25 protein-coding genes are annotated in these 25,133 nt (G+C 66.9%); 23 read left to right on the top strand and 2 right to left on the bottom strand.

Going from position 1 to position 25,133, the window contains the following annotated elements; all coding sequences use genetic code 11:
* Positions 1-2 precede the first annotated feature (2 nt).
* On the bottom strand, positions 3-722 hold the full coding sequence (locus ACK4HJ_RS05355) for a TetR family transcriptional regulator (RefSeq protein ID WP_409828380.1): 720 nt from the start codon (positions 720-722) through the stop codon (positions 3-5).
* A gap of 262 nt (positions 723-984) precedes the next feature.
* On the opposite strand from ACK4HJ_RS05355, the gene ACK4HJ_RS05350 reads away from it, so the two are divergent.
* The 15 genes from ACK4HJ_RS05350 (at position 985) to msrA (ending at position 16,604) form a co-directional block, all read left to right on the top strand.
* Entirely contained in the window at positions 985-1,797 is an 813-nt protein-coding gene (locus ACK4HJ_RS05350; RefSeq protein WP_409828377.1) for a GntR family transcriptional regulator, read from the top strand.
* A 46-nt stretch (positions 1,798-1,843) separates the two neighbouring features.
* Positions 1,844-3,046 (top strand): ABC transporter substrate-binding protein, encoded by a 1,203-nt coding sequence (locus tag ACK4HJ_RS05345; RefSeq protein ID WP_015014065.1) that lies wholly within the window; start codon positions 1,844-1,846, stop codon positions 3,044-3,046.
* A gap of 96 nt (positions 3,047-3,142) precedes the next feature.
* Positions 3,143-4,015 carry a branched-chain amino acid ABC transporter permease gene (locus tag ACK4HJ_RS05340; RefSeq protein ID WP_409828374.1) on the top strand — a complete coding sequence of 291 codons (873 nt, stop codon included), beginning with the start codon at positions 3,143-3,145 and terminating at the stop codon, positions 4,013-4,015.
* Positions 4,012-4,983, top strand: coding sequence for a branched-chain amino acid ABC transporter permease (locus tag ACK4HJ_RS05335; protein WP_409828371.1), 972 nt, complete (start codon positions 4,012-4,014; stop codon positions 4,981-4,983). The genes ACK4HJ_RS05340 and ACK4HJ_RS05335 overlap by 4 nt, the downstream gene beginning before the upstream one ends.
* Entirely contained in the window at positions 4,973-5,734 is a 762-nt protein-coding gene (locus ACK4HJ_RS05330) for an ABC transporter ATP-binding protein (RefSeq protein WP_409828369.1), read from the top strand. Before ACK4HJ_RS05335 ends, ACK4HJ_RS05330 begins: the two co-directional genes overlap by 11 nt.
* Positions 5,731-6,447: an ABC transporter ATP-binding protein gene (locus ACK4HJ_RS05325; RefSeq protein ID WP_409828366.1), complete on the top strand. Its 717-nt coding sequence runs from the start codon at positions 5,731-5,733 to the stop codon at positions 6,445-6,447. The genes ACK4HJ_RS05330 and ACK4HJ_RS05325 overlap by 4 nt, the downstream gene beginning before the upstream one ends.
* Positions 6,448-6,499: 52 nt before the next feature.
* The gene (locus tag ACK4HJ_RS05320; RefSeq protein WP_409828364.1) at positions 6,500-7,465 is read left to right on the top strand and encodes a tripartite tricarboxylate transporter substrate binding protein; all 966 of its coding nucleotides are present in this window, start codon (positions 6,500-6,502) and stop codon (positions 7,463-7,465) included.
* Complete coding sequence (locus tag ACK4HJ_RS05315) at positions 7,462-8,748, top strand: 3-isopropylmalate dehydratase large subunit (protein ID WP_409828362.1); 1,287 nt, start codon at positions 7,462-7,464, stop codon at positions 8,746-8,748. The genes ACK4HJ_RS05320 and ACK4HJ_RS05315 overlap by 4 nt, the downstream gene beginning before the upstream one ends.
* Positions 8,745-9,245 carry a 3-isopropylmalate dehydratase gene (locus ACK4HJ_RS05310; protein ID WP_409828359.1) on the top strand — a complete coding sequence of 167 codons (501 nt, stop codon included), beginning with the start codon at positions 8,745-8,747 and terminating at the stop codon, positions 9,243-9,245. The genes ACK4HJ_RS05315 and ACK4HJ_RS05310 overlap by 4 nt, the downstream gene beginning before the upstream one ends.
* A gap of 22 nt (positions 9,246-9,267) precedes the next feature.
* On the top strand, positions 9,268-10,950 hold the full coding sequence (locus ACK4HJ_RS05305) for a hydantoinase B/oxoprolinase family protein (RefSeq protein ID WP_409828356.1): 1,683 nt from the start codon (positions 9,268-9,270) through the stop codon (positions 10,948-10,950).
* Positions 10,947-13,031, top strand: coding sequence for a hydantoinase/oxoprolinase family protein (locus tag ACK4HJ_RS05300; RefSeq protein ID WP_409828355.1), 2,085 nt, complete (start codon positions 10,947-10,949; stop codon positions 13,029-13,031). The genes ACK4HJ_RS05305 and ACK4HJ_RS05300 overlap by 4 nt, the downstream gene beginning before the upstream one ends.
* Complete coding sequence (locus ACK4HJ_RS05295) at positions 13,028-13,663, top strand: cysteine hydrolase family protein (protein WP_409828353.1); 636 nt, start codon at positions 13,028-13,030, stop codon at positions 13,661-13,663. The genes ACK4HJ_RS05300 and ACK4HJ_RS05295 overlap by 4 nt, the downstream gene beginning before the upstream one ends.
* An 8-nt stretch (positions 13,664-13,671) precedes the next feature.
* Positions 13,672-15,084: an FAD-dependent oxidoreductase gene (locus tag ACK4HJ_RS05290; protein WP_409828352.1), complete on the top strand. Its 1,413-nt coding sequence runs from the start codon at positions 13,672-13,674 to the stop codon at positions 15,082-15,084.
* 4 nt (positions 15,085-15,088) lie between these two features.
* A complete protein-coding gene (locus ACK4HJ_RS05285; protein ID WP_409828350.1) occupies positions 15,089-15,952 on the top strand; it encodes an oxaloacetate decarboxylase in 864 nt (287 codons plus the stop codon).
* Between the two features lie 106 nt (positions 15,953-16,058).
* Positions 16,059-16,604: a peptide-methionine (S)-S-oxide reductase MsrA gene (gene msrA / locus ACK4HJ_RS05280; RefSeq protein WP_409828348.1), complete on the top strand. Its 546-nt coding sequence runs from the start codon at positions 16,059-16,061 to the stop codon at positions 16,602-16,604.
* Here the strand turns inward: msrA and ACK4HJ_RS05275 are convergent.
* On the bottom strand, positions 16,567-17,559 hold the full coding sequence (locus ACK4HJ_RS05275) for a class I SAM-dependent methyltransferase (RefSeq protein ID WP_409828346.1): 993 nt from the start codon (positions 17,557-17,559) through the stop codon (positions 16,567-16,569). The genes msrA and ACK4HJ_RS05275 overlap by 38 nt on opposite strands.
* 146 nt (positions 17,560-17,705) lie before the next feature.
* Between ACK4HJ_RS05275 and ACK4HJ_RS05270 the strand changes: the two genes are divergently transcribed.
* From ACK4HJ_RS05270 to ACK4HJ_RS05235, 8 genes are all read left to right on the top strand, one after another.
* Positions 17,706-18,530 (top strand): DUF6597 domain-containing transcriptional factor, encoded by an 825-nt coding sequence (locus tag ACK4HJ_RS05270; RefSeq protein ID WP_409828345.1) that lies wholly within the window; start codon positions 17,706-17,708, stop codon positions 18,528-18,530.
* 168 nt (positions 18,531-18,698) lie between these two features.
* Positions 18,699-19,124: a transcriptional repressor gene (locus tag ACK4HJ_RS05265; protein WP_409828687.1), complete on the top strand. Its 426-nt coding sequence runs from the start codon at positions 18,699-18,701 to the stop codon at positions 19,122-19,124.
* On the top strand, positions 19,121-19,804 hold the full coding sequence (locus ACK4HJ_RS05260) for an ATP-binding cassette domain-containing protein (protein WP_409828344.1): 684 nt from the start codon (positions 19,121-19,123) through the stop codon (positions 19,802-19,804). Before ACK4HJ_RS05265 ends, ACK4HJ_RS05260 begins: the two co-directional genes overlap by 4 nt.
* On the top strand, positions 19,801-21,039 hold the full coding sequence (locus ACK4HJ_RS05255; RefSeq protein WP_409828342.1) for an FtsX-like permease family protein: 1,239 nt from the start codon (positions 19,801-19,803) through the stop codon (positions 21,037-21,039). Before ACK4HJ_RS05260 ends, ACK4HJ_RS05255 begins: the two co-directional genes overlap by 4 nt.
* Positions 21,040-21,096: 57 nt before the next feature.
* A complete protein-coding gene (locus ACK4HJ_RS05250) occupies positions 21,097-21,348 on the top strand; it encodes a hypothetical protein (protein ID WP_409828340.1) in 252 nt (83 codons plus the stop codon).
* A 42-nt stretch (positions 21,349-21,390) separates the two neighbouring features.
* A complete protein-coding gene (locus ACK4HJ_RS05245; protein WP_409828339.1) occupies positions 21,391-22,032 on the top strand; it encodes a DUF3299 domain-containing protein in 642 nt (213 codons plus the stop codon).
* A 143-nt stretch (positions 22,033-22,175) separates the two neighbouring features.
* On the top strand, positions 22,176-22,697 hold the full coding sequence (locus ACK4HJ_RS05240) for a hypothetical protein (RefSeq protein WP_409828337.1): 522 nt from the start codon (positions 22,176-22,178) through the stop codon (positions 22,695-22,697).
* 228 nt (positions 22,698-22,925) lie between these two features.
* On the top strand, positions 22,926-25,079 hold the full coding sequence (locus tag ACK4HJ_RS05235) for a TonB-dependent receptor domain-containing protein (RefSeq protein ID WP_409828336.1): 2,154 nt from the start codon (positions 22,926-22,928) through the stop codon (positions 25,077-25,079).
* The last annotated feature ends 54 nt before the right edge of the window (positions 25,080-25,133 follow it).

Genomic DNA, 25,133 nt, shown 5'->3' with positions numbered 1-25,133 from the left:
GATCAGAGCGAAGAGAAGGAAGGTGGAGAAGAAATGGGAGCGGGAGCGGGGTCGGGCGCGGCGCACAGTCCGTGCAGCAGCGCGTCCACGTGCGCGGTGATGTACTTTTCGGGAGCGAAGCCGGCGCCTTCGGGCACGCACGCGCCCACCGAGTGCTTCCACATCATCAGAAAGATCATGGGCGCCACGACCACGTACGCGGCATGGTTCAGATCCAGCGGGCGGAACTCACCGCTGTCGATGCCGCGCTGCAGGATGCGGCGCACAAGCGCCTGGCCGGGTTGGATCACTTCATGCTGGTAGAACAAAGTGATCTCCGGGAAGTTCTGCGCCTCGCTAATCATGAGCTTGGTAATGCCCGAAGCCTTGGTGCAGCCTATACGCTCCCACCACACTTGGTAGCAGTAGCGCAGCAGGTCGCTGGCACTGCCTTCAAAGCTTTCCAGCTCGGCGTTCCATTCGGCAAATCGTCCGGCGATGTTCTCACGCACCACGGCCTTGAACAGCTCTTCCTTGCTGGGGAAGTAAAGAAAAAGAGTGCCCTTGGACACACCAGCACGCGAAGCCACTTCGTCGACGCGGGTCGCTGCAAAGCCTTTTTCGACGAAGAGTTCCAGCGCGGCTTCGAGCAACTCGCCAGGGCGCGCTTCCTTGCGCCGCTCGCGCTTAGACGCAGAGGCTGGGCTCGCAGGGGCGGTAGGAGTAGAAGTGGAGGAGGGCAACGCGGGAAGTGTTAATGACTGACCGGTTAGTAATGTAGTCAATGCGCCGGGTAGCGTCAATCGGCGCATGCCGCATCACCTGAAAAAAGTCTCCCGGTAGCCACTAGCGATGCAAGTTCTCGGGCGTTTGGCTCGCTTTGGCACGCGAGTTGCATCGGCAACTGAGCCGCCGCCCTCACGACCGGATTACGCAAATGTCTGCAAAGTACCGAACATTTGCCTCCAAATGTCTTATTGACAGGACATTAGAACTGTTTCTACTATGACCGCCATGCCTGCCAACAACCTCCCGTTGCCCAAGTACCACCAGATCTATCTGGTGCTGCGCGAGCAGTTGCAAGAGGGCCGGTTTGCAGACGGGCTGCCGGGCGAGTTGGCGCTGATGCAGCAGTTCGCCGTGGCGCGGGTGACGGTACGCCGTGCGCTGGAGCTGCTGGAGAGCGAGGGCATGATTTCGCGCGAGCCCGGCAGAGGCACGCGCCCTTTGGCGCCGGCGGCGGCCTCGTTCACCGCCGACGGCGGTGATGGCCAAGGCAGCCGCGCCCACCTCACCGGCCTGTTGGAAAACTTGGTCAGCATGGGCCTGCGCACCTCCGTGAAGGTGTTGGACGTTGACACCGTGACGGCATCCCGTGCGGTGGCGGGTGCCTTGCAGATTGCTGTGGGCGATGCCGTGCAAAAAGCGGTGCGCGTGCGCAGCACCAAGGAGGGGCCGCTGTCGCACATCACCACCTATGTGCCTGCCGACATCGCCCGCCAGTTCGGGCGTCGCGAACTTGCACGTAAGCCCATCCTGGTGCTGCTCGAAGAATCGGGCGTCAAGGTGGGCCGAGCGCACCAGACCATTTCGGCCAAGCTGGCCGACGCCGTGGTGGCCCGGCACCTGGATGTGTCGGTGGGCTCGGCGCTGCTGGCTGTGCGTCGCCTCATTTACGACGACCAAGAGCGCCCCGTGCAATGGCTGCACGGGTTGTACCGGCCCGACCGCTACGAATACGAAATGCAGCTGTCCCGCGTGGGCAGCATCGATGCCAAGGTCTGGGTCAGCAAAGAGCTGTCGGCCCAGTTCCACTGAATTCCATCCCCCACCTCAACCCTACCTACGTGCCAGGAGAATGCCCATGAGTACCCGCCGCCATTTCATGACCCAGTCGGCTGCCGCCGCGTCGGCCCTGGCCTTCCCGCTGGTGGGCGGTGCCCAGGCCAAGTCCGTCAAGGTGGGGGTGCTGCACCCCGTGACAGGCGCACTGGCCTATTCGGGCCAGCAATGCCGTGAAGGCGCGATGATGGCCATCGAGGACATCAACAAGGCGGGCGGCATCAAGGCCCTGGGCGGCGCCAAGCTCGAAGCCCTGCTGGGCGATGCGCAGTCGCAGCCCCAGGCCGGTGCCGCCGAGGTCGAGAAGATGAATGAAGCGGGCGTTTCGGCGGTGGTGGGGGCGTTTGCCTCGGCCATCTGCCTGGCCACCACGCAGGCTGCCGCCAAATACAACCTGCCCCACATCGTCGACGTGGGCGTGGCCGACCAAATCGTGGAGCGCGGCCTGAAGAACACCTTCCGCTTTGGCCCCGGCTACAAGAAGTGCACTGAAACCGCCATGGCCAACCTGCATGTGCTGAACACCGCAGCCGGCAAACCCGCCAAGACGGTGATGATCATCCACGAGGAATCGCTGTTCGGCTCGGGCACCGCCCAGCTGCTGTCGCGCGAACTGCCGGGCTACGGCTACGAGGTCAAGGAAGTCATCAAGCACGCCAACCCCACGCGCGACTTCAACAACATCGTGCTGCGCATGAAGGCGGTGAACCCGGACATCGTCATCCCCGCCAACTACTACAACGAATACGCGCTGCTGGTGCGCACCATGCAACAGCAAAAGGTCACGCCCAAGGCCATCTATTCGGTGCTGGGCGGTGCGGCGTCGAGCTACAAGTTCGTCAAGGAGTTTCCGGACGCGGCCAACGGCATCATCGACTGCAACCACTGGTTCAACCCCAAGGACAAGCGTGCGCAGGACCTGAAGAAGCGCGTCGAAGCCAAAGGCCTGTTCTTCAGCTACGAGCTGTTCATGACCTACACCAGCATGTGGCTGTTGGCCGATGCGCTGGAGCGCGCCAAGTCGGCGGACCGTGCGGCCCTCATCGATGCACTGGAGAAGAGCACCTTTGCCGATCACATCATGCCGTACGGCCCCACCAAGTTTGTGGCCGGGCAGAACCAGGGAGCCCAGCCGCTCATGACCCAGGTGCTGAACAAGGACATCAAGGTCATCATCCCGCGCGACTACCGCGAAGCGGACCCGCTCTTCCCGCTGAAGGCCTGACACCCACCAACTTTCAGCCCTGACGACAGGGGCTGCGGGGCGCCTCCCACCGAGGCGCCAGGCCGCGCCTTTGCCTGAATGGCGCCCATTCCCTCCATGTTCGACCTCAGCATCCTCTTTCCGTCGGTCCTCAACGGCCTGACCACGGGCGCGGTGTATGCCCTCATCGCGCTCGGGCTCACGCTGATCTACGGCGTGCTGCACATCATCAATTTCGCGCATGGCGCGTCGCTGATGCTGGCGCTGTACGCGGTGTACCTGCTCAAGCAGCACTTCGGGCTCGACCCTTATCTTGCGCTGCCCATCCTGGTGCCCGGCATGTTTGCCCTGGGTTATGCGCTGCAGCGCCTGGTCATCAACCGCGCCAGCCATGGCAAGGACGAAAACATCCTGCTCGTCACGCTGGGCATTTCCATCGTGATGGAAAACCTCGCGCTGCTGTTCTTCAAATCCGACACGCGCACCATCGATACGGCCTACACGCTCACCACTGTGGCGGTGGGCCCGGCCATGATCGCCTTGCCCAAGCTGGTCGCCTTTGCCGGTGCGCTGGTGGTGTCGGCTGTGCTGCTGTGGATCGTGGGCCGCACCGATCTGGGCCGCGCCATCCGCGCCGTGGCCAAGGAAAAACACGGCGCCAAGCTCATGGGCATCAACGTGGACCATGTGTATGCCATGAGCTTTGGCATTGGTCTGGCTTGCCTGGGCGCTGCCGCCTGCTTTCTGCTGCCAGCGTATTACGTGAACCCGCAGGTGGGCAGCGGCTTTGTGCTGGTGGCATTCACCATCGTGGTGCTGGGCGGCATGGGCAGCTTCACCGGCGCGCTGGTGGGAGGGCTGCTGATCGGGGTGGTGGAGTCGCTGGGCGGCCTGTACCTGGGTGAGTCGCTGGGCCAGATCGGCATGTTCGCCATCTTCATCGCAGTGTTGCTATTTCGCCCGCAGGGCTTGTTTGGAGCCAAGGCATGAAGCAGCTTGCAAGCATTGGATTGTTTACCGTCGTCGTGGCGGCCATTGCGGCCTCTTCCGACTCCGGCGTGTTGCTCAACTTCGTGATGATGTCGCTCTACGCAGCGCTGCTGGCGCAGGCGTGGAACATCCTCGGGGGCTTTGGCGGTCAGTTCTCGTTCGGGCACGCACTGTTCTTCGGCACGGGGGCCTACATCCAGGCCATTGCCCAGATGCAGGGGGGTATCAACCCCTGGATTGCGTTGCCCATGGCGGTGGCAGGCAGCGCGCTGGTGGGGCTGTTTGTGGGCGGGCTGTCGTTCCGCTACGGGCTCAAGGGCTCGTACTTCGCGCTGGTTACGCTGGCCTTTGCCGAGGTGTTTCGCATTCTGGCGCTGTCGGTGCCGTTCACCGGCGCAGGTGTCGGGCTGATGCTGCCGCTCAAGGAGTCGCTCTCCAACATGCAGTTCGGCTCGCGCAAGGGCTTTGTCTTCCTGATCCTGGCGTTGGTCACGCTGGCACTGCTGGTCAGCTGGTGGCTCAAGAACTCGCGTTTTGGTGCCTGGCTGCAGGCCGTGCGCGACAACGAAGACGCGGCGCGCGCCATCGGCGTCAACCCTTTCGGCGTGAAGATGGGCGCCATTGCCATCTCCGGCGGGTTTATGGGCGCAGCCGGGGCTTTCTATGTGCAGGTCTTCCAGTACATAGACCCGGGTATTGCCTATGGTTCGGCCACCTCGGTCGAGGCGCTGGTCGCAGCCATTGTGGGTGGTATCGGCACCGTCTGGGGCCCTGTGCTGGGTGCTCTGGTACTGCACATTCTGGCCGACGTCACGCGCAACCTGTTCGGCCAGTTGCCCGGCATCAATATGGTGATTTACGGCGTGGTACTGGTGATCATCGTGATGTTCCTGCCCCGTGGCATTGCGGGCATCGGGCAGTCGGTGGTGGCGGTGTGGAAACGTTCGGGAGGCCGCCATGGCGAATGACCTGTTGCAGCTCAGTGTGCTGAGCAAATCCTTCGGCGGCCTGAAAGCCGTGCAAAACGTGAGTCTGGCGGTGTCCGAGGGTTCGCTGACCGCGCTGATCGGCCCCAACGGCGCGGGCAAGACCACGCTGTTTGCCCTCATGTCGGGCTTTCTGCGGCCCGACACAGGCACCGTGCGCTTTGCGGGCCAGGACATCACCGGCCAGGCCCCGCACCTCAACGCCCGACTGGGCATGACGCGCACCTTCCAGATCGTGCAGCCATTCGCAGCGCAGACCGTGCGTGAAAACATTGCCGTGGGCGCCCACCTCAAAGAGCGCAATCGCCGTGCCGCCCTGGAGTTGGCCAGCGAAGTCGCAGCCCGTGTGGGCCTGGCCCCGCAGCTGGACAAACCCGCGGCCGACCTCACGGTGGCTGGCCGCAAACGCCTGGAGCTGGCGCGCGCCCTGGCCACCCGTCCGCGCCTGCTGCTGCTCGATGAAGTGCTGGCTGGCCTCAACCCCCAGGAGATTGCCGAGATGATTCCCGTGGTGCGCGGCATTGCCGATGGTGGCGTGACCGTGTTGATGATCGAACACGTCATGCAGGCCGTGATGAACCTGGCCGAGCATGTGTGGGTGCTGGCACAGGGCCAGCTCATTGCGCAGGGCAATCCGGCGCAGGTCACCTCGGACGAGCGGGTGATCGAGGCCTATCTGGGCCACGGCACCGCCGCCCGTTTGCGCGCCGCCGCACCGCAGGAGGCTGCATGAGCACCTCTCCCTTGCTGGAAATCACCGGCCTGCGCGGCGGCTACGGCCGGGTGGAAGTGCTACGGGGTGTGGACCTGCAGGTGCAGCCCGGCGAGACCGTGGCGCTGCTGGGCAGTAATGGTGCGGGCAAGTCCACGCTCAACAACGTGGTCTGCGGCATCTACAAGGCCTGGGCGGGCAAGGTGGCGTTTGATGGGACCGACCTCAGCGGCGCCCACTACACCGACGTCGTCAAGGCGGGTCTGATCCAGGTGCCCGAAGGCCGCAAGATCTTCCCCAACCTGAGCGTGATGGAAAACCTGGCGCTCGGCAGCTTCACCCGGGCCCGCGAGCGGCGGGCAGACAACATCGACAAGGTGTTCGCCACCTTTCCGCGCTTGAAGGAGCGCACCACGCAGCTCGCCGGCACCATGAGCGGTGGCGAGCAGCAGATGCTGGCCATTGGCCGCGGAATGATGGCCGAGCCGCGCCTGCTCATCCTCGACGAGCCTTCGCTGGGCCTGTCGCCCCTGCTGGTCGAAGAGATGTTTGGCTTGATCCGGCAGCTGCGCTCCACCGGGCTGGCGGTGATGCTGGTGGAGCAGAACGTGGGCCAGTCCCTCGAAATCGCCGACCGCGCCTACGTGATGGAGAACGGAAGCATCCGCTTCTCGGGCGCCCCGGCCGACTTGCTGCGCAGCGACGACCTGCGCAGGGCATACCTAGGGCTGTGATGCCTTCGCCCACCCCACAAGACAACGCACTACAGGATTGGAGACACACGCCATGACATCACGCCGTCACCTCTTGGTTGCACTGGGCACCGCGCCCGCCCTGTGGCAGGGCCCGCTGGCGCTCGCCCAAAGCAACTCCCCCATCCGCATCCTGGTGGGCGCCCCGGCCGGTGGCTCCACCGACACCCTCGCGCGCACCCTCGCGACCGAAATGGGCCGTCTGCTGGGCCGCACCGTCATTGTCGAGAACCGGCCTGGCGCGGGCGGCAACATCGCGGCCGACGCAGTGGCCAAGGCCGCGCCCGATGGCAATACCCTGCTGATGAGCTTCACCAGCCATGCCATCAACGCCAGCCTGTACAAGACGCTGCCGTTCGACCCTATCAAGGACTTCACGGCGCTGACCTGTGTGGCAACCTCGCCCTCGGTGCTGGTGGCTAACCCCGCCGTGCCCGCCAAGGATGTGCGCGAGCTGATCGCCCTGGCCAAGGCCAAGCCCGGCAAGCTCAACTTTGCGATTGGCGCCGTGGGCTCGTCCCTGCACCTGGCGGGGGACGCGTTCAAGATGCAGTCGGGTGCCTACATCGTGAACATTCCATACCGGGGCACCGCGCCCGCGCTGCAGGATGTGCTGGCCGGGCAGGTGGAGCTGATGTTTGCCGCCGTGGGCAACGCCCAGGCGCAGATCCGCGCGGGCAAGCTCAAGGCGCTGGGGGTGACCAGTGCGCAGCGCCTGCCTGCGTTCCCCGATGTGCCCGCGATTGCCGAGGTGCTGCCCGGCTATGAGTCCAGCGCGTGGTTCGGGCTGTTCGGCCCGGGACAGATGAACCCGGAGCTGGCCAAGCGCATCAGCGACGCCGCGCGCCAGGCCATTGCCTCGCCCGATGTGAAGCGGCGCCTGGAGCACGAAGGTGCCGTGCCCGTGGGCAACAGCCCCGAGGAGTTTGCGCGGTTTGTGCAGGCCGAGATCCCGCGCTGGGCCAAGGTGGTGCAGTTTTCTGGAGCCAAGCCCGAATGAGCGTCCCACTCCGCTCTCCGAGCACGCTGGCGCAGAAGCTCGTGGCCCGCGCCAGTGGCCGCGACCGCGTCACGCCGGGCGAGATCGTCAATTGCCGTGTCGATCTGGCCATGTTCCACGACTCGTCCGGCCCGCGCCGGCTCAAGCCCATGCTGGAAGAGCTGGGCGCCCAGATCTGGGACAAGCGCCGCGTGGTCCTGGTGATGGACCACTACCTGCCCGAGCGCGACGACGAATCCCGCCGCATCGTGCGCATCGCCCGCGACTGGGCGCGCGAGCAGGACCTGCCCCATGTGTATGACGGCCAAGGCATCTGCCATGTGGTGGTGCCCCAGCACGGCCACATCCGCCCCGGCATGTTCTGCGTGGGCGGCGACTCGCATTCGCCCACGGGCGGGGCGTTTGGCGCCTACATGTTCGGCATTGGCAGCACGGAGATGCTGGGCGTGGTCGTGACCGGAGAAATCTGGCTGCGCGTGCCCCACACCCTGCAGATGCACTGGAGCGGCCAGCTGGCTGCAGGCGTGACCGCCAAGGACATGATGTTGCACATGATTGGCCGCTTTGGCATGAACGGCGGCCAGTACCAGGCCGTGGAATTTGCCGGACCCGCCGTGCAGGCGCTGGGCATGCAAGAGCGCATGACCCTGTCCAACATGAGCGCGGAGCTGGGTGCCCAGGCCGGTCTGATTGCCCCCGACGCCACGACAAGCGACTGGCTCCGGGCGGCGGGCGTGCCTGATGCAGACCTGCAGGGGCTGGATGCCTGGCGCACGGACGAAGGCGCTGACCTGACGCGCCACACCTTCGACGCCGCCACGCTCACGCCCCAGGTTGCCGCCCCACACAGCCCCGCTAACGCCGCCCCAGTGGCGCAGCACGCAGGGCAGGGCATTGACGTGGCTTACATCGGCGCCTGCACCGGCGCCAAGCTGGACGACCTGCGCGCCGCCGCGAGCGTGCTGCGTGGTCAGCGAGTGGCCCCCGGCGTGCGCCTGATGGTGGCGCCCGCCAGCCAGCGCGACCAGGCCGCTGCCCAGGCCGAAGGCGTGCTGCAGGTGCTGCAGGACGCAGGGGCCGAGCTGTTTCCTACCACCTGTGGGGCCTGTGCGGGTTATGGCGACACGGTGGGCGCCGCCACCAACGTCATCTCCAGCACGGCACGCAATTTCAAGGGCCGCATGGGCTCGCCCACGGCGCAGGTGTACCTGGCCTCGCCCTACACGGTGGCGGCCTCGGCCCTGCGAGGCTTTATTACCGACCCGCGGGAGGTGCTGGCATGACGAGCATCCACCGCGTCTGGAAATTGGGTGCCGACATCGACACCGACGTACTGGCCCCCGGCCACGCCATGAAACACGGCATCGAAGTGCTGGCACGCCATTGCCTCGAATCCGTGCGCCCCGACTTTGTGGCGGGCGTGCGCAAAGGCGATGTGATCGTGGCCGGGCCCAACTTTGGCATTGGCTCGTCGCGCGAGCAGGCGGCTGCTGTGCTGGTGCGCCTGGGCGTGACGGCGGTGATTGCGCCGTCGTTCAGCGGCCTCTACTTTCGCAACGCGTTCAACCTGGGCCTGCTGCTGCTGACCTGCCCCGAGGCCGAGACCATCGGGGAGGGGGAGGGCATCACCCTGAACGAACAAACACCGTCGGTCACCACCGCCCAGGGGCGTGTGCTGGCCTGCGACCCGATTCCTCCGTTTCTTTTGGACATGGTGCGCGCCGGTGGTCTGATGAACCAGCTGCGCGCCCGCTTTGGCAAGGAGCCCCTGCATGGCTGAACACACACCCACCCCTCCGCCCATGGACCCAGTCATGGACCCGGTCACTTTGGCCGTGCTGCGCGGGCGGCTCGAACAGATCGCAGACGAGATGGACGCCACGCTGTACCGCAGCGCGTTCAATCCCATCATTGCCGAGGCGCATGACGCCTGCCACGGCCTGTACGACGCCACCACGGGCGACACGCTGGTGCAAGGAAAGTCCGGTCTGCCGGTCTTTGTGGGTGCCATGGCCTTTGCCGTGCGCGCGGCCATGCGGGCGGCGGGCGAGCGCGGCGGCATCACGGCGGGGGATACCTGGCTGTTCAACGACCCCTACGAGGGCGGCACCCACGCCAACGACTTCAAGCTGGTGCGCCCGTTCTTCCGCAACGGCCAGCTGTTCTGCTTCTTGGCATCGGCGGCGCACTGGCACGATGTGGGCGGTGCCGTACCCGGCAACTACAACCCGGCCGCCACCGAGTGCTGGCAAGAGGCTGTGCAGATTCCGCCGGTGCGCATCGTGCGCGGCGGCGTGTTCGACGACGACGTGCTCGCTATCCTCAAGGCCAACACCCGCCTGCCCGATAGCCTGTGGGGCGACCTGAACGGCCAGCTGGCCGCGCTGGACCTGGGCGAGCGCCGCCTGCACAACCTGCTGGACCAGTACGGCGATGCCCAGGTGCAGCAGGCCATGGGTGAACTGCGCACGCGCGCCGTCAAGCTCATGCAGTCGCACATCGCGGCGCTGCCCGACGGGCGCTACAGCTTCAGCGACATCCTGGACAACGACGGCGTGAAGGACGAGCCGCTGACCATTGCCCTCGACATGACGGTGCAGGGCGACCGCCTGACGCTCGACTTCTCGCGCACCTCGCCGCAGTGCGCGGGGCCGGTCAACATCTCGCGCGCCACGGCGATTGCGGCGTGCTATGTGGCGCTCAAACACTTGTTCCCCGATGTGCCTGCCAATGCGGGCGTGCTCGACGCGGTGGACTTTGTGCTGCCCGATGGCCTGGTGATCAGCGCCGCACGCCCACGCCCCGTGGGTGGTTATACCGAGACCATCCTGCGCATGATCGATGTGATCTTCAGCGCCACCGCGCAGGCTGACCCGAAGCGCGCCATGGCCCAGGCCTACGGCACCATCAACGCGCTGTCCATCGCCGGGCTGCGCACCGACCCCGCGCGCAAGGAGCAGCGCTGGGTGATGTTCAGCTTCTTCGGCGGCGGCCACGGCGGGCACAGCGATGGCGATGGCCTGAGCCACGGCAACGCGCCCATCTCCACCGCCACCATACCGCCGCTCGAGATTCTGGAGGCTGCGTACCCCGTGCGCTTCACGCAGTGGGCGTTGCGGCCCGATTCGGGCGGCGACGGCCAGCACCGGGGTGGCCTGGGCGCCATCTATGAGATTGAGCTGCTGGAGCAGGATGCCGAGGTCTTCATCTTTGGCGAGCGCGGCAAGGCCGCACCCCAAGGCATTTCGGGCGGTAGCGCTGGTTCCATGAACGTCTTCAGCTATGAAAACGATAGTGAATGGAAGCAGCCACCCATGCGCTCCAAGATGATTGGCATCCGCCTGAAGCAGGGCGAGCGCGTGCGCCTGGAAACCCCCGGCGGCGGCGGCTACGGTGCCCCGGCCGCGCGGGATGCAGCAGCGCGTGAGAAGGACCTGGCGATGGGCTATGTGAGCGCCAACGCCGTAATGAAAGGCAAGGAATGAGCAGCGGCAAGGTTTCGGACAAGGCTTTGAGCGAGGCGTCCTATGTGGTGGGCGTGGACGTGGGGGGCACCTTCACCGACCTGTTCGTGCTGGACGAGCGTGACGGCAGCGCCCGCATCGTCAAGGTGCCCAGCACCCGGGGCGAGGAGGCGCGCGGCTTCATGAATGGCGTGGCGCGTGTGGCCGACTCGGCCGGGCAGATCGCCACCATCGTGCACGGCACCACCGTGGGCACCAACGCGCTGTTGGAGCGCAAGGTGGCGCGCACCGGCATCATTACCACGCGCGGCTTTCGCGACGTGCTGGAGATGCGCCGCCGCGACCGGCCTCAGACCTGGGGCCTGCGCGGCAGCTTCGAGCCCATCGTGCCGCGCGACTTGCGGCTGGAGGTGGATGAGCGCGTGCTGGCCGACGGCACGGTGCACACACCCGTGGATGTGGAGCAGGTCAAAGCCCAAGCCCGTGCGCTGCTGGAGGCAGGCTGCGAGGCCGTCTGCGTATTCTTCATCAACACCTATGCCAACCCCGCCAACGAACAGGCCGCCGTGGCCGCCGTGCGCAGCGTGTGGCCCAACCCGCATGTGACGGCCGCCAGCGAGGTGCTGCCCGAGATCCGTGAATTCGAGCGCTGCTCCACGGCCACGCTCAACGCCGCCCTGCAGCCCGTGGTGGGCAGCTACCTGGAGCGGCTGGAGGGCGACCTGCGCACGCAGGGCTTTGGCGGCGAGCTGCTCATCGTGCAAAGCAACGGCGGCGTGATGTCACGCCAGACGGCCTGCGATGTGCCGGTGCGCACCGCGCTCTCCGGCCCGGCTGCGGGCGTGATTGCCTGCGCGGCGATTGCACGTGCGGCCGGTTTCCCTGATGTGATCACCGGCGACATGGGCGGTACCTCGTTCGATGTGTCCCTCGTGGCCAAGGGCGAGGCGGCGCTGGCTGCACAAACGGCTATCGAGTTCGGCATGGTGGTGCGCTCGCCCATGATCCAGATCGAGACCATTGGCGCGGGTGGCGGCTCCATCGCCTCGGTAGACGCCAGCGGCATGCTGCAGGTGGGCCCCGAGTCGGCCGGCAGCATCCCCGGCCCGGCCTGCTATGGCAGGGGCAACACCCGGCCCACGGTCACCGATGCCAACGTGCTGCTGGGCCGTATCGCCGCCGACCGGCCCCTGGGCGGTGGCCTGCTGGCCGCCATGGACGCGCAAAAGTCGCGCGATGCCATCGAGACCCATGTGGCCCAACCGCTGGGCCTGGATGTGATGGCAGCCGCCGAAGCCATCCTCACGGTGGCCAACGCCAAGATGGCGGGCGCTGTGCGCGTGGTGTCCATCGAGCGCGGTCACGACCCACGCCAGTTCGCCTACATGCCGTTTGGCGGCGGCGGTGCGCTGCATGTCTGCGCCATGATGCGGGAGGTGGGTGTGGGCACGGGCATCGTGCCGCGCTACCCGGGCGTGACCTCGGCCTTGGGCTGTGTGATGGCTGACATGCGCCACGACGCGGTGCAGACGCTGAACAAACCCCTGGTCGACCTGGACGTGGCCGACCTGCGCCAGCGCGTGGCCACACTCGCAGCCACCTGCCAGCAGCGCCTGGATTCGGCGGGCGTGAAGTTTGTGGAAGTGCAGGAAATCATTGCGCTGGACATGCTCTACGCCGGGCAGACCCACACCGTGCAGGTGCCCGTGGCGGCTGATGCGCTGAGCCACGAGGGCATCCGCGCCGCATTCGAGGCCGCCTACCGCGCTGCCTTTGGCCGTGTGCTTGACGGCATTGCCGTGCGGGTGATGAACCTGCGCTACGCCCGCGTGGGCGTGCGCCCCAAGTTCGACCTGACGGTGCTGGCACCGCAGACCACTACCGTGAACCCGTCGTTCGGCGTGCAGCGCGTGTTCCACGCCGGCCGCTGGTGGGACGCCGCGCGCCACGCACGGCTGGACCTGCCCGTTGGCACCCGCGTCGACGGCCCCGCCATCCTGGAGCAGCCCGACACCACGGTGTGGCTGGAGCCTGGCTTCAGCGCCACGGTGGACCCGCTGGGCAATCTGCTGGTGCGGGCCGACGGGGAGGGCGCAGCATGAGTCGCGGCGCACCTAACCCGAGCATCAACCCGCGCCACACCGCGCTGGTCATCATCGACCTGCAAAACGACTTTTTGGCCCCGGACGGTGCCTATGCACGCGGTGGCGCGGTGAGCGCAGCCGCCCAGGCCTTGCCGCCCCGGGTGGCAGCGGTGGCAAAGGCACTCAAGGCGGCGGGCGGCATGGTGGTGGGCAGCCAGTTCACCCTGTGGCCCGACGCGCAGGGCGAGCCCATGGTCTCGCCCCACCTCAAGGCCTTGCGCCCGTTTCTGCGCCGTGGCGACTTTGCGCCCGGCAGCACAGGCCAGGCCCATGTGGCCGAGATCGCACCGTGGGTGGACGTGTCGGTGTGCAAGGTGGCGTATTCGGCCTTCTTCAACACCCAGCTGGACTGGGTGCTGCGCCGCGCGGGCATCACCACCGTGGCCGTGTGCGGCATCGTCACCAACGGTGGCGTGGCCAGCACGGTGCGCGATGCGCACATGCGCGACTACCAGACCCTGGTGCTGTCCGACGGCTGCGCGGCTTTCAAGCAGGCAGTGCACGACACCTCGCTGGCCGATATGGCCAACGTGGCCCAGGTGCTGACCTGCGCCGACTTTGCGGCCGCCGTGGCCGCCCCTTCCGCATGAATGCGCCCATGAGCACCCCCCGCATCTGCTATGCCGAGCACCTGCCCGGCACCGTGGCGCAAGACGCCCATGTGCCGGTGCTCATCGTGGGTGGCGGTGCCTGTGGGCTGACTGCGGCGCTGATGCTGCACTACACCCGTGTGGACTGCGCCGTGCTGGAGCGCGACGCCACGCCGCTGGGCTCATCTGCTCTGTCATCCGGCTTTATCCCCGCGCCCGGCACGCAGGCGCAGCGCGCGGCGGGCATTGACGACAGCCCGGAGCGTTTCGCTGCCGACATCAGCGCCAAGGCCAAGGGCAGGGCGGCGCCGCACCTGGTGCAGGCCTACGCCCAGGCGATTGGCCCGGCGCTGGATGCACTGCAAGCACGCCACGGCCTGCAGTGGCAGGTGCTGGACGGATTTCTGTACCCCGGCCACAGCGTGCGCCGCATGCACGCCACCCCCGAGAAAACCGGCGTGGGCCTGATGGGCCGCCTGGCCAACGCGGTGACGGCGGCCGACATTCCCCTCATTACCGAAGCCACCGTGCGCGAGCTGTGGGTCAACGCCCAGCAGCGCGTGATCGGTGTGGGCTACGAGCGGCCCGACGGCACGCTGGAGCACCTGGCCTGCGACGCACTCATCCTGGCCTGCAACGGCTTTGGCGGCAACCCGGCCATGGTGCGCGATTTGCTGCCCGAGATGCACGATGCGCTGTTCGCCGGCCACACCGGCAACGACGGCAGCGCCATTGCCTGGGGGCAGGCGCTGGGTGCCCGGCTGGCCGACCTGGGCGGCTACCAGGGCCACGGCTCCTGGGCCATTCCACAGGGTGCGCTGATCTCGTGGGCGCTGATGATGGAAGGTGGCATCCAGGTCAATGCGCTGGGGGAGCGCTTTCACGACGAGACACAGGGCTACTCCGAGGCCTCGGTGCATGTGCTGGCGCAGCCGGGGGGCGTGGCGTGGAACGTGTTCGATGCGCCCATCCTCGCGCTGGCCCGTGGCTTTCCGGACTTTGTGGATGCCGAGGCGGCAGGTGCCGTCAAGCACTGCGACAGCGTGCAGGCACTGGCAGCCACCATCGGCTGCGAAGAATCAAAATTGATAGCTACTCTGGCAAGCACCACTAGCGCTAGCGGCCAAAACGATCACAATCGCCGCGTATTCGCGCGTCCACTTCAGGCACCGTTCTGCGCCGTCAAGGTGACCGGCGCGCTGTTCCACACCCAGGGCGGGCTGGACATCGACGCCCAGTGCCGCGTGCTCAGCCAGCACGGCCAGCCATTTCCCAATCTGCTGGCCGCAGGCGGCGCCGCGCGTGGCGTGTCGGGCGACGCGGTCTGGGGTTATCTCTCCGGCAACGGCCTGCTCAGCGCCGTGGCCGGTGGTTACATCGCTGCGCACACGGCGGCCGATCTGACCCGCCAGAAAGTTTGAAGACATGACCCCTTCATCGTTCAAAGAACGCCTCCATGAACCCCGCGCCATCCTGGCCCCTGGCGTCTACGACGCCCTGAGCGCCCTGGTGGCCGAGCAGGCGGGCTTCGAGGCGCTGTACCTCTCGGGCGCATCGATTGCCTACACCCGCCTGGGCCGCTCCGACGTGGGCCTGACCACCTACACCGAGGTGGAAGACACCCTGGCCCGCATCACCGAGCGCGTGCGCACGCCGGTCATCGTCGACGCCGACACCGGCTTTGGCAACGCACTCAACACCCAGCGCACCGTGCGCGGCTTTGAGCGTGCGGGCGCGGCCATGATCCAGATTGAGGACCAGGGCTTTCCCAAGCGCTGCGGCCACCTGGACGGCAAGACGGTGGCGCCCGTGGCCGAGATGTGCGGCAAGCTCAAGGCCGCGCTGGACGCGCGCCGCAGCGCCCACACCCTGATCCTGGCCCGCACCGACGCGCTGGCCGTGGAGGGCATTGACGCCGCCTTCGACCGCGCCGAGGCGTACCTGGAATGTGGTGTGGACGCGCTTTTCATCGAGGCCCTGCGCACCCCCGAGCAGATGGACGCGGCCTGCCAGCGCTTTGCCCACCGTATCCCGCTGCTGGCCAACATGGTCGAAGGCGGCAAGACACCGATCCAGAGCGCGGCCGAGCTGCAGCAGCGCGGCTTTCGCATCGTGATCTTCCCCGGCGGCACCGCCCGCGCCGTGGCGCACACGCTGCAGGGCTACTACGCCAGCCTGCACACGCACCAGACCACGGCGCCCTTCAAGGACCGGATGATGGACTTTGACGGCCTGAATGCGCTGATCGGCACGCCCGAACTGATGGCACAGGGTCGCCAGTACGAGTAGCCCCCCCCAAGGGGTAAAGGCCAATGCCCCCGCCCGCACTGCGGCGGGTGAGGGCGCGTACCATGCCGTGAACGTTTTTCCCCCGAACTGCATGGAGATCTCCCACATGGCCCACAACCCACAAACCATCACCCTGGGCGGCGGCTGCTTCTGGTGCACCGAAGCCGTGTTCGACCGCGTGCGCGGCGTCACCGACGTGGAAAGCGGCTACACCAACGGCCACACGCTGAACCCCACCTACGAGCAGATCTGCCAGGGCGATACCGGCCACGCCGAGGTGGTGCGCCTGACGTTCGACGCCGACGAAATCAGCCTGGAGGAGATTCTGGAAATCTTCTTCCACACCCACGACCCGACCACCCTCAACCGCCAAGGCAACGACGTGGGCACGCAGTACCGCAGCGGCATCTACTACGACAACCCCGAGCACGGCGAGATCGCCAACGCCATGATCCGCCAGATGTCGCAAGACAAGCTGTTTGGCGCGCCCATCACCACCGAGGTCAAGCCGCTCTCGAACTACAGCACGGCCGAGGCCTACCACCAGGACTACTTTGCGAAGAACCCGCACGCGGGCTATTGCGCATTTGTGGTGGGGCCCAAGGTAGAGAAGTTCAGGAAGACGTTTGCGAAGTACCTGAAGGGGGCGTGAGCGTTTGGAGCACTTTGTCTTGGCGAGCGCCCACCCGCACGCGCGCTACGCCGCCCATGATGCTGCCGAGCCCGCGCTGAAGCAGGCTGGGGGCGCGGTGCGCCAGCAGCGTGCGCATCAACACGCGTGGGGAAATGAATTCATGGGTGTCGAAGCCGTTGCTTGAGAGCAGCTTTTCCAGTTCGTCATCTCCCAGAAAGCAGCGCCAAGGCTCGCCCATGCGACTGAACTTGCGGGCCATGAGTTGGAGGCCCCACCGTCTTGGCAGGTCCATGGCGGACGGGCGGCGTACATAGTCGAACACCAGCACGCTGCCTGGCGCGGCCCAATTGCCTATACGCGCCAAGGTGGCTTGCACCGCGGCAGGTGCAAGGTACATGGTCACTCCCAGCCATGAAAAAACGGTGCGCTGGTCGGGTCGCCAGCCGTGCGCCTTGAGCTGTTCTATAAAGTCCTGCTGCTCGAAATCCACCGGCACAAAGCAAGCAGCCGATGGCATCTGTAGCCCGGCCCTTTCTGCCAACTGCTGCTTCCAGCGCTGGGTGGCTGGATGGTCCACCTCGAAAACCCGCTCCAGGCCGCTCGGCCACCGATCGCGCAAAGCGAAGGTGTCGAGGCCGGCGCCCAGCAACACGTATTGGGTGGCTCCGTCTGAGACGGCTTCGCACAGAGTGTCTTCAGCAATGCGGCTGCGGGCAGCCAACGCTCCCCGCATGGCCTGCGCGATGCTTCCGTTTTCGCGTCTGCGCCCGCGTGGCCCGTCACCTTCCACTTCCTGGATCACGCGCGCTGCCTCTTCTGGTCCCAGTATCTCCAGGGCCAGCTCGTCTTTGAACACGGCACCTGCATCTAGCAACTGGTGCCGCGCACGGGAGATGCCGCACAGCCAGGCAGTGTGGCTGGGTTGGGCTGAGGCCAAGAGTGGCTGGGGAGCCAGACGTGTTGATGAGGTCATGCCGAAGTGAGTAGCGGTGATGGTGGTGGGCGGATTTTGTGAGCTGGTTTTTTTGCTGTCTTGAACGTTTTCGCCAACATGCGGTGGCAGCGAATCTGTTTACGATGGCCGGCATGCGCCCCAGGATTTCGCTTCCCTTCGCCTCCGTGGTGCTGCCCCCACTGTCGTGCGTGGGCAGCATCCGCGCTTACATCACCAAGGACACCACGGGCAAAGCTGCGCAGGCGGGACACATCAACCGGTATCCCGCATCTGTCTACTGCGGCATCGCGTGGTACTTGGAGGGGTCCTCAGAGCAGCTGGACGACGATCTGCGCGGAGTACGAACTTTGCCCCCCACGCTGTTGCTGGGCCCACGGTCACAGCCACTGGTCACGCGCAACCCGGGGCCGGTGCGCACCTTCGGTGTGGTGTTTCATCCCCACGCGTTTCACCGCATGACCGGGCTGGACATGAGCACGCTCGTCGATGGCCTGCTGTCGGCCGAAGAGTTGCTGCCCGCCCCGTGGGTCGCACTGATCCACCGGGTCCGCAGTGCGGCTTGTGATGTGGATCGCATGGCGCTGCTGGAAAATTTTGTGCTGCAGGAGGACCGGATGCGGCCCCCGCTGGCATCTGGCGATTCGGCATCTGTGCGCTGGATGCGGAATTTGCTTGCCCACGCGACGCTTCACGGCATGGGTGGCAGCGTTCGCAGCCTGGAGCGCCTTGCGCGTGCCTGGGCGGGCCAGTCGCTGCGCCGTCTGGGTTGGTTGTCGCGTGCCGAAGATGCATTGCTGCGGGCACGGCAGGAAGGCGATCGATCCGGGCACCCGCCGCGCTGGCAGGATGTGGCCCAGAGTGCGGGCTACGCAGACCAGTCCCATCTGTGCCGCGAGGCCCGGCGGGTCACCGGCGCAAGCCCCAGCGAACTGGCAAGGCGTGTGAATGCCCATGACGACAGCTACTGGTTCTATCGGATCTGGTCATAGCCTTGGTGACGTGGGGGGTGATTGTCCCGTGGGTACAGCAAGCATCGGCATAATGCAAGCCGTTTGCGTTATTGCAAGCACTCCTTTCCCCGCTCCTGAGCCATGCCCGCCCACGAATCTCCAGCCGCTGCATTGCCGCCCCGTCGTACCTGGGTGTTGCCCGAGGGCATGCGCGCCACCCGCGCCACGCGGGCGTTGGCAGCTGTGTACGAGGCGAGGCCGGATGCGGCCCTGTCCGAGTCCGAGGTGGAAGCGGCGCTGGCTGCATCGGGGGCTGCCGTCAACAAAGTCACTGTCTACCGCATGCTCGACCGGTTTGCCTCGGCCGGGCTGCTGCACAAGCAGGTGGATGCCGCCCGAGTGACGCGGTATGCCTTGGCGCCCCAGGGCGAAGAGGGCGCCGCACCGCGTTTTGAGTGCGACGATTGCCACCGCCAGTTCCGCCTGTCGCAGGGTTCGGCCAAGGTGCAAAAGGCCCTCCAGCAGGTGCTGCAGGCGCTGGCCACAGCAGGGCATGAGAGCCTGGCGGTGGACGTTGCCGTGCATGGGCGGTGTGCCGACTGTGCGCACCCAGCCGGGAGCGCAGCCGCATGATCCGCACCCGGGGGCTTTGCTACACCTACGCCACGGGCGGTGCGGCGCCGCTGCGGTTTCCGGATGTGGATTTGCGCCAGGGCGGCACGCTGTTGCTGCGTGGGCGGTCGGGCACGGGCAAGTCCACCTGGCTCGCGCTGATGGCGGGATTGCGTGGTGCCAGCGGCGGCCACGTGTTTGTGGCCGGTACCGAGCTGGGCATGCAGCGTGGCAGCGAGATCGACGCCTGGCGCGCGCGCAACATCGGCTTTCTGCCGCAGAAGCTGTACCTCAGCAGCGCGCTCACCGTGGCCGACAACCTGGCGCTGGTGTACTTTGCAGCCGGGCTGGCGCGCGACGATGCGGCGATCTGCCGCGCCTTGGCGCAGGTGGGCGTGGCCGACTTGGCCGCCCGCAAGCCGCACCAGCTGTCGGGCGGGCAGGCGCAGCGGGTGGCGCTGGCGCGGGCGGTGCTGCTGGCGCCGCAGGTGCTGCTGGCCGATGAGCCCACGGCCAGCCTGGACGACGAGGCCGCTGCCGACGCGCTGGCGCTGCTGCAGCACAGCGCGGCCGCCTGCGATGCCAGCCTGGTGATTGCCACGCACGACCAGCGCGTGGTGCAAGCCCTGGCCGGTGTGCAAACGTTGAATTTGAATGAAATTGGCGCCCAGCGCTTATTGGATAAGCGCGAGCAGCTATGAATTCAGGAGTGACCAAACTCGCACGCCTGTCGTGGCGCTACCTCTGGTCCCGCCCGCTTGCGGCCGTGCTGAACCTGCTGGTACTCACGCTGGGCCTGGCGGCCATCACGCTGGTGCTGCTGGTGGCCACGCAGCTCGACAAGGCGTTCGAGCGCGACCTATCGGGCATCGACCTTGTCGTGGGCGCCAAGGGCAGCCCGCTGCAGCTGATCCTGGCGGGCGTGTTCCACATCGACGTGCCCACGGGCAACATTCCGCTGCAGGAAGTGCAGGCGCTGCAACAGAACCCGCAGGTGGCACAGGTCATTCCGCTGAGCCTGGGCGACAGCTACCAGGGCTTTCGCATCGTGGGCACCACGCCCGACTACGTGGCGCACTACGAAGCCCAGTTCGCCGAAGGCGCGCTGTGGCAGCAGCCCATGGATGCCGTGCTAGGCGCCAGCGTGGCGCGCGGCATCGTCAAAAGCAGCCACGCGGGGGCGCCGCTGGTGGGGGCCACCTTTATCGGCAGCCATGGGCTGGGTGGGGGGGGGCACGCGCATGGCGACCATCCCTACCGCGTGAGCGGCGTGCTCAAGCCCTGCGGCTGCGTGCTGGACCGGCTGATCCTGACCAGTACCGAATCCGTCTGGATGGTGCACGAGACGGCCACGGCCGCGGATGCCGAGGACCTGGAAATTTTGAAAGAAGAGCGCGAGGTGACCGTGGCCCTGGTGCGCTACCGCACCCCGCTGGCCGCGGTGACCATGCCGCGCCAGATCAACAGCGGCACCAGCATGCAGGCGGCCGCGCCGGCCATCGAGGTCACGCGCCTGCTGCGCTTGCTGGGTGTGGGCGCAGACGTGCTGCGCGCCTTTGGCGGCGTGCTGCTGGCCGTGGCCGCGCTCAGCGTGTTCATTGCCCTGTGGAATGCCGTGCGGGAACGCCGTGCCGACCTGGCGATGTTGCGCATGCTAGGCGCGCCCCCGGGCCGCGTGGCCGGGCTGGTGCTGTGGGAGGCGCTGTGGCTGGCCGCCATGGCGTCCGCGCTGGGCTTGCTGCTGGGGCACGCCCTGGCGCATGGCCTGGGCTGGGCACTGCAGGCCCAGGGGCTGCTGCCCGTCACGGGCTTGATCTGGCTGCCGGCCGAGGCGGGCGTGCCGTTGCTGGCCGCGGGTGTGGCGGCGCTGGGGGCGTTGCTGCCTGCCATGCAGGCCTACCGCACTGACGTGGCCGACCTGCTTAGCCAGCCCTAGCCGCCCGACCGCAGATTTTTGTTTATCCAACCTACCCTCTCAACTGAAAGGCTCGTCATGAAAAAACTCCTCACCGCCCTCGCCCTGGCCCCCCTGCTGCTGGCCGGCGCCCTGGCGCATGCCCAGGCCCACAGCGACAAGGAAACCAAGGCCGACATCGAACGCCACCGCGCCATGGCCGCCGCGCACGAGGCCGCCGCCAAGTGCCTGGAATCTGGCAAGGGCCACGACGTGTGCCAGAAGGAACTCCAGGCCGCGTGCAAGGGTCTGGCCATCGGAAAATACTGCGGCATGAGGCACGCGCACTGATCGCCGGGCCGCGCTGTTCATTCTTTCTGGAGGTTGCCCGCCATGTCCCACGCTTTGATCCCCCAACCTGGCACTGGCCGAGTGCTACGTCTTGGCTGGTTGGCTGCCTGCCTGCTGACAGCAGCTGGTGGCGCGCAGGCGCAGCAGGGCGCTGCCACCAAGCCCGCACCGGGCGCTTTTGAGCGGGCCAAAGAGGCCGCAGCGCCGAAGGCGACGGCGCCCGTGCTGAGTTCGCCGCTGCCCGCAGGTGCAGGCACCGTTGTGCCATCGGGATCCGGTGCGGGCTACCACAGCCCCGACAGCCCCATCGCACCGCTGCCCCAGCGCAATGACGTGATCCCCTGGTCGGTGCTGACCGATCTGACCAAGAAGACCACCAAGGACGGCATCCTGCCTGTCTTCAACGATGCGCAAAAGGGCATGGACAAGACCACGCAGCGCATCCAGGGCTTCATGATGCCGCTCGATGCCAAGCCCACGCAGACCCATTTCTTGCTTACCTCGGTGCCGCTGACCTGCTCGTTCTGCATGCCGGGTGGTCCCGAGAGCATGATCGAGGTGAAGGCCAAGACGCCCGTGCGCTATTCGCTGGAACCCGTGGTGGTGGAAGGCAAGTTCACCGTGCTGCACAACGACCCCTATGGCCTGTACTACCGCGTGACCGAGGCGGTGCCGGTGAAGTAAAGCGCCAAAGCGCCGGGCGGCACCCGATCTGCCGTTCTCGTCCGCTGCTGGCACGCTTGCCTCGATTTTTCGCTTTTTCGCTTTTTCGCTTTTTCGCTTTTTCGCTTTTTCGCTTTTTCATTGTCGTCTCGCCCCTCCCGCCCGTGTCTTTGCTGCCCTACCCACCCCGACCGGTGCGCGCCCTGCGTGCGCCACGCGGTGGCGCGCGCGTTGCGGCAATGGGGCAGGGTAGTGCGCGGCGGCTGGGCCGCACGCTGGCACTGGCCTGGCTGCTGCTGGCCTTGCTGTGGGCCCCTACGCTGGGCCGCATGCACCAGGCGGGCCATGCGCCCGGGCTGTCGGCACACGCTGGCACGCATGTCCACGAGCCTGCTGCTGCACATGTTGATGCGCGGTCACAAGCAGATTCGCATGCCCACGGCGGCTGGCTGGACCACCTGTGGGCCCACCCTGCGCAAGGCGCGGCGGTGGACTGCCTGCTGCTCGACCAACTCACGCTGGGGGACGTGCTGCACGCCGCCCCGCTGGCGCTGCCCACTGCGGTGCCAGCGCCGCAGCCATCCCCGCACCGCGCGCACGGCCCCGCCGGGCAGCGGCTTGCACAGTTCCAGGCCCGCGGACCGCCTGGGTGCGTGGCGCCTGCCACGGCCGCTGCCGTCGCTTGAAGCGGCGCTGCAATCGCAGCAGCTGCCGTTGGGTGCATGCCCAACTTGACGACGCTCCTACAGTCCATTGCTCCTGATTTCATAGCTGCTAGCGCTTGATAGTCAAGCGCTAGGGTCGTTTTTTATTCAAACTCTTTCGCCCTACCGCGGGCGCGCAACCGTGCCACGTCCTCCGGTCCTTCCGTTCGCGGCCGGCCGTGTGGCACGCCTGCCCTCTGCCAACGCACCATGACACACCTTATCTCCCGCTCCATTCACATTCGCCGTGCCGCCACGCGGCGCCCCGCGTTGCAGCCCATTGCGCTGGCCGCTGCTCTGACCTTGTCGCCCGGCCTGCATCCGGCGCATGCGCAGACAGCGGCCACCGCGCCTGCAGCCGATGCCCCAGCTGCAGCGCCCAGCCTGCCGCCCGTCACCGTGTCCGCCAGCGGCCTGCAGCTGGGTGCCAACGAAATGACCACGCCCGCCACCGTGCTCGAAGGCGATGAGCTGGTGCGCCGCCGCGAGGCCACCTTGGGCGAGACGCTGAACAGCGAGCCCGGCATCACCAGCAGCCACTTCGGCGCGGGCGCCAGCCGCCCCATCATCCGCGGCATGGACGGCCCGCGTGTGAAGGTGCTGTCGGACGGCGCCGAGCTGCACGACGCCTCCACCATCAGCCCCGACCACGCCGTGGTGTCCGAGCCCATGCTCGCCACGCAGATCGAAGTGCTGCGCGGCCCTTCGGCCCTGGTCTATGGCAACGGCGCCGTGGGCGGCGTGGTGAATGTGCTGGACGGAAAAATCCCCACTGCCATTCCCCAAAAGGGCTTTGAAGGCAGCGCCGAGCTGCGCGCCAACTCTGGCGCGCGCGAGAAAGCAGGCGCTGTCTCGCTGACCGGGGGCGCGGGCAATCTGGCCGTGCATGTGGAAGGCGTGGCGCGCGATGCGGGCGACTACCGCGTGGGCAAGGGCTGGGCGCCTGAGGGTGAGGCCACCCGCAAGGTGCCGGGCAGCTTCAACCGCACCGACACCGGCAGCGTGGGCCTGTCGTGGGTGGGCGAGCGCGGCTACCTGGGCGCTGCCTACACCCGCCAGACCGCCAAGTACGGCCTGCCGGGCCACAACCACAGCTTCGAGGGCTGCCACACGCATGGCAGCCACCTGCACTGCGGATCGCACGACGAAGACGATGGCCACGACCACGGCGACCATGACCACGATCACGATCATGACCATAGCGATGTGCCGGTCGTGGACCTGCGCAGCGAACGCTTTGACATCCGCGGCGAGCTGCGCAACCCCTTCGCGGGCTTCTCGGCCCTGCGCCTGCGCGCCGGCATCACTGACTACGTGCACGACGAATTCGAGGACGGCGCCGTCAGCACCACTTTCAAGAACAAAGCCTACGACACCCGCGTGGAGCTGCAGCACGAGCCCATCGCCGGCTTCAAGGGCGTGATCGGCCTGCAGACCTCGCAGCGCAAGTTCAGCGCCGAGGGGGACGAAGCCTACGTGCAGCCCACCATCACCCGCCGCACGGGCCTGTTTGTACTGGAGGAATACCGCCTGGGCGACTGGCGCTTTGAAGCCGCGCTGCGCCACGACCGCCAGACGGCCAAGGCCGAAACCAGCAACATCGAACGCAGCCACAACGGCACCTCGGCATCCCTGGGCGCGGTGTGGAAGTTCACGCCGGGCTACCAGTTGGGCGCGTCCTTCACCCGCGCCAGCCGCGCGCCGTCGGCCGAAGAGCTGTACGCCCGCGGTTTGCACATGGCCACCAGCACGTATGAGCGCGGCGACGCGAACCTGCGCTCCGAAACCTCGCAGAACTTTGATGTGAGCCTGAAGAAGACCGCCGGCGACACCACCTTCGGCGTCAGCGTGTTCAGGAACCGCATCAACAACTACATCTACGGCCGCACCCTGGACGAGCTGGACGGCTTGCAGCTGCTGCAGTACAGCCAGGCCGACGCCACCTTCACCGGCATCGAGGGCCAGGTGCGCCAGCGCCTCACGCGGAACCTGGGCGTCACGCTGTTTGGCGACACCGTGCGCGCCCGCATCGCGGACGGCGGCGGCAACCTGCCCCGCATCCCCGCCAGCCGCATCGGCGTGCGCCTGGATGCCAACTGGAACGCCTGGGAAGGCCAGGTGGAATGGGTGCAGGTCGCCCGCCAGAACCGCATCGCCGCGTTTGAAACCGCCACCCCCGGCTACGGCATGCTCAACCTGGGAGTGGCATACAACGGGCAGCTTGGTAACGGCACGCCGTGGCAGGTGTACGTGAAGGGCACCAACCTGACGGATCGCCTGGCGTATGCACACACCAGCTTCATCAAAAACGCGGCGCCGCTGATGGGGCGCAACCTGACGGTGGGGGTGAAGGTGGCTTTCTGAAAGCTGGCCGCGTTGCGCGGCTCGCCCACCCCCAATTCACTCACTCGCTCACGT

The organism is Acidovorax sp. (assembly GCF_046294525.1).
GTDB lineage: Bacteria > Pseudomonadota > Gammaproteobacteria > Burkholderiales > Burkholderiaceae_C > Acidovorax.
Note: the sequence above shows the minus strand (reverse complement) of the source record. Positions and strands in the feature narration are given on the sequence as shown.

Excerpts from the sequence above, each read along its gene's own strand:
- ACK4HJ_RS05350 (WP_409828377.1), top strand. The coding sequence starts at position 985 with ATGACCGCCATGCCTGCCAACAACCTCCCGTTGCCCAAGTACCACCAG.
- ACK4HJ_RS05345 (WP_015014065.1), top strand. The coding sequence starts at position 1,844 with ATGAGTACCCGCCGCCATTTCATGACCCAGTCGGCTGCCGCCGCGTCG.
- ACK4HJ_RS05340 (WP_409828374.1), top strand. The coding sequence starts at position 3,143 with ATGTTCGACCTCAGCATCCTCTTTCCGTCGGTCCTCAACGGCCTGACC.
- ACK4HJ_RS05335 (WP_409828371.1), top strand. The coding sequence starts at position 4,012 with ATGAAGCAGCTTGCAAGCATTGGATTGTTTACCGTCGTCGTGGCGGCC.
- ACK4HJ_RS05330 (WP_409828369.1), top strand. The coding sequence starts at position 4,973 with ATGGCGAATGACCTGTTGCAGCTCAGTGTGCTGAGCAAATCCTTCGGC.
- ACK4HJ_RS05325 (WP_409828366.1), top strand. The coding sequence starts at position 5,731 with ATGAGCACCTCTCCCTTGCTGGAAATCACCGGCCTGCGCGGCGGCTAC.
- ACK4HJ_RS05320 (WP_409828364.1), top strand. The coding sequence starts at position 6,500 with ATGACATCACGCCGTCACCTCTTGGTTGCACTGGGCACCGCGCCCGCC.
- ACK4HJ_RS05315 (WP_409828362.1), top strand. The coding sequence starts at position 7,462 with ATGAGCGTCCCACTCCGCTCTCCGAGCACGCTGGCGCAGAAGCTCGTG.
- ACK4HJ_RS05310 (WP_409828359.1), top strand. The coding sequence starts at position 8,745 with ATGACGAGCATCCACCGCGTCTGGAAATTGGGTGCCGACATCGACACC.
- ACK4HJ_RS05305 (WP_409828356.1), top strand. The coding sequence starts at position 9,268 with ATGGACCCAGTCATGGACCCGGTCACTTTGGCCGTGCTGCGCGGGCGG.
- ACK4HJ_RS05300 (WP_409828355.1), top strand. The coding sequence starts at position 10,947 with ATGAGCAGCGGCAAGGTTTCGGACAAGGCTTTGAGCGAGGCGTCCTAT.
- ACK4HJ_RS05295 (WP_409828353.1), top strand. The coding sequence starts at position 13,028 with ATGAGTCGCGGCGCACCTAACCCGAGCATCAACCCGCGCCACACCGCG.
- ACK4HJ_RS05290 (WP_409828352.1), top strand. The coding sequence starts at position 13,672 with ATGAGCACCCCCCGCATCTGCTATGCCGAGCACCTGCCCGGCACCGTG.
- ACK4HJ_RS05285 (WP_409828350.1), top strand. The coding sequence starts at position 15,089 with ATGACCCCTTCATCGTTCAAAGAACGCCTCCATGAACCCCGCGCCATC.
- msrA (WP_409828348.1), top strand. The coding sequence starts at position 16,059 with ATGGCCCACAACCCACAAACCATCACCCTGGGCGGCGGCTGCTTCTGG.
- ACK4HJ_RS05275 (WP_409828346.1), bottom strand. The coding sequence starts at position 17,559 with ATGACCTCATCAACACGTCTGGCTCCCCAGCCACTCTTGGCCTCAGCC.
- ACK4HJ_RS05265 (WP_409828687.1), top strand. The coding sequence starts at position 18,699 with ATGCGCGCCACCCGCGCCACGCGGGCGTTGGCAGCTGTGTACGAGGCG.
- ACK4HJ_RS05260 (WP_409828344.1), top strand. The coding sequence starts at position 19,121 with ATGATCCGCACCCGGGGGCTTTGCTACACCTACGCCACGGGCGGTGCG.
- ACK4HJ_RS05255 (WP_409828342.1), top strand. The coding sequence starts at position 19,801 with ATGAATTCAGGAGTGACCAAACTCGCACGCCTGTCGTGGCGCTACCTC.
- ACK4HJ_RS05250 (WP_409828340.1), top strand. The coding sequence starts at position 21,097 with ATGAAAAAACTCCTCACCGCCCTCGCCCTGGCCCCCCTGCTGCTGGCC.
- ACK4HJ_RS05245 (WP_409828339.1), top strand. The coding sequence starts at position 21,391 with ATGTCCCACGCTTTGATCCCCCAACCTGGCACTGGCCGAGTGCTACGT.
- ACK4HJ_RS05235 (WP_409828336.1), top strand. The coding sequence starts at position 22,926 with ATGACACACCTTATCTCCCGCTCCATTCACATTCGCCGTGCCGCCACG.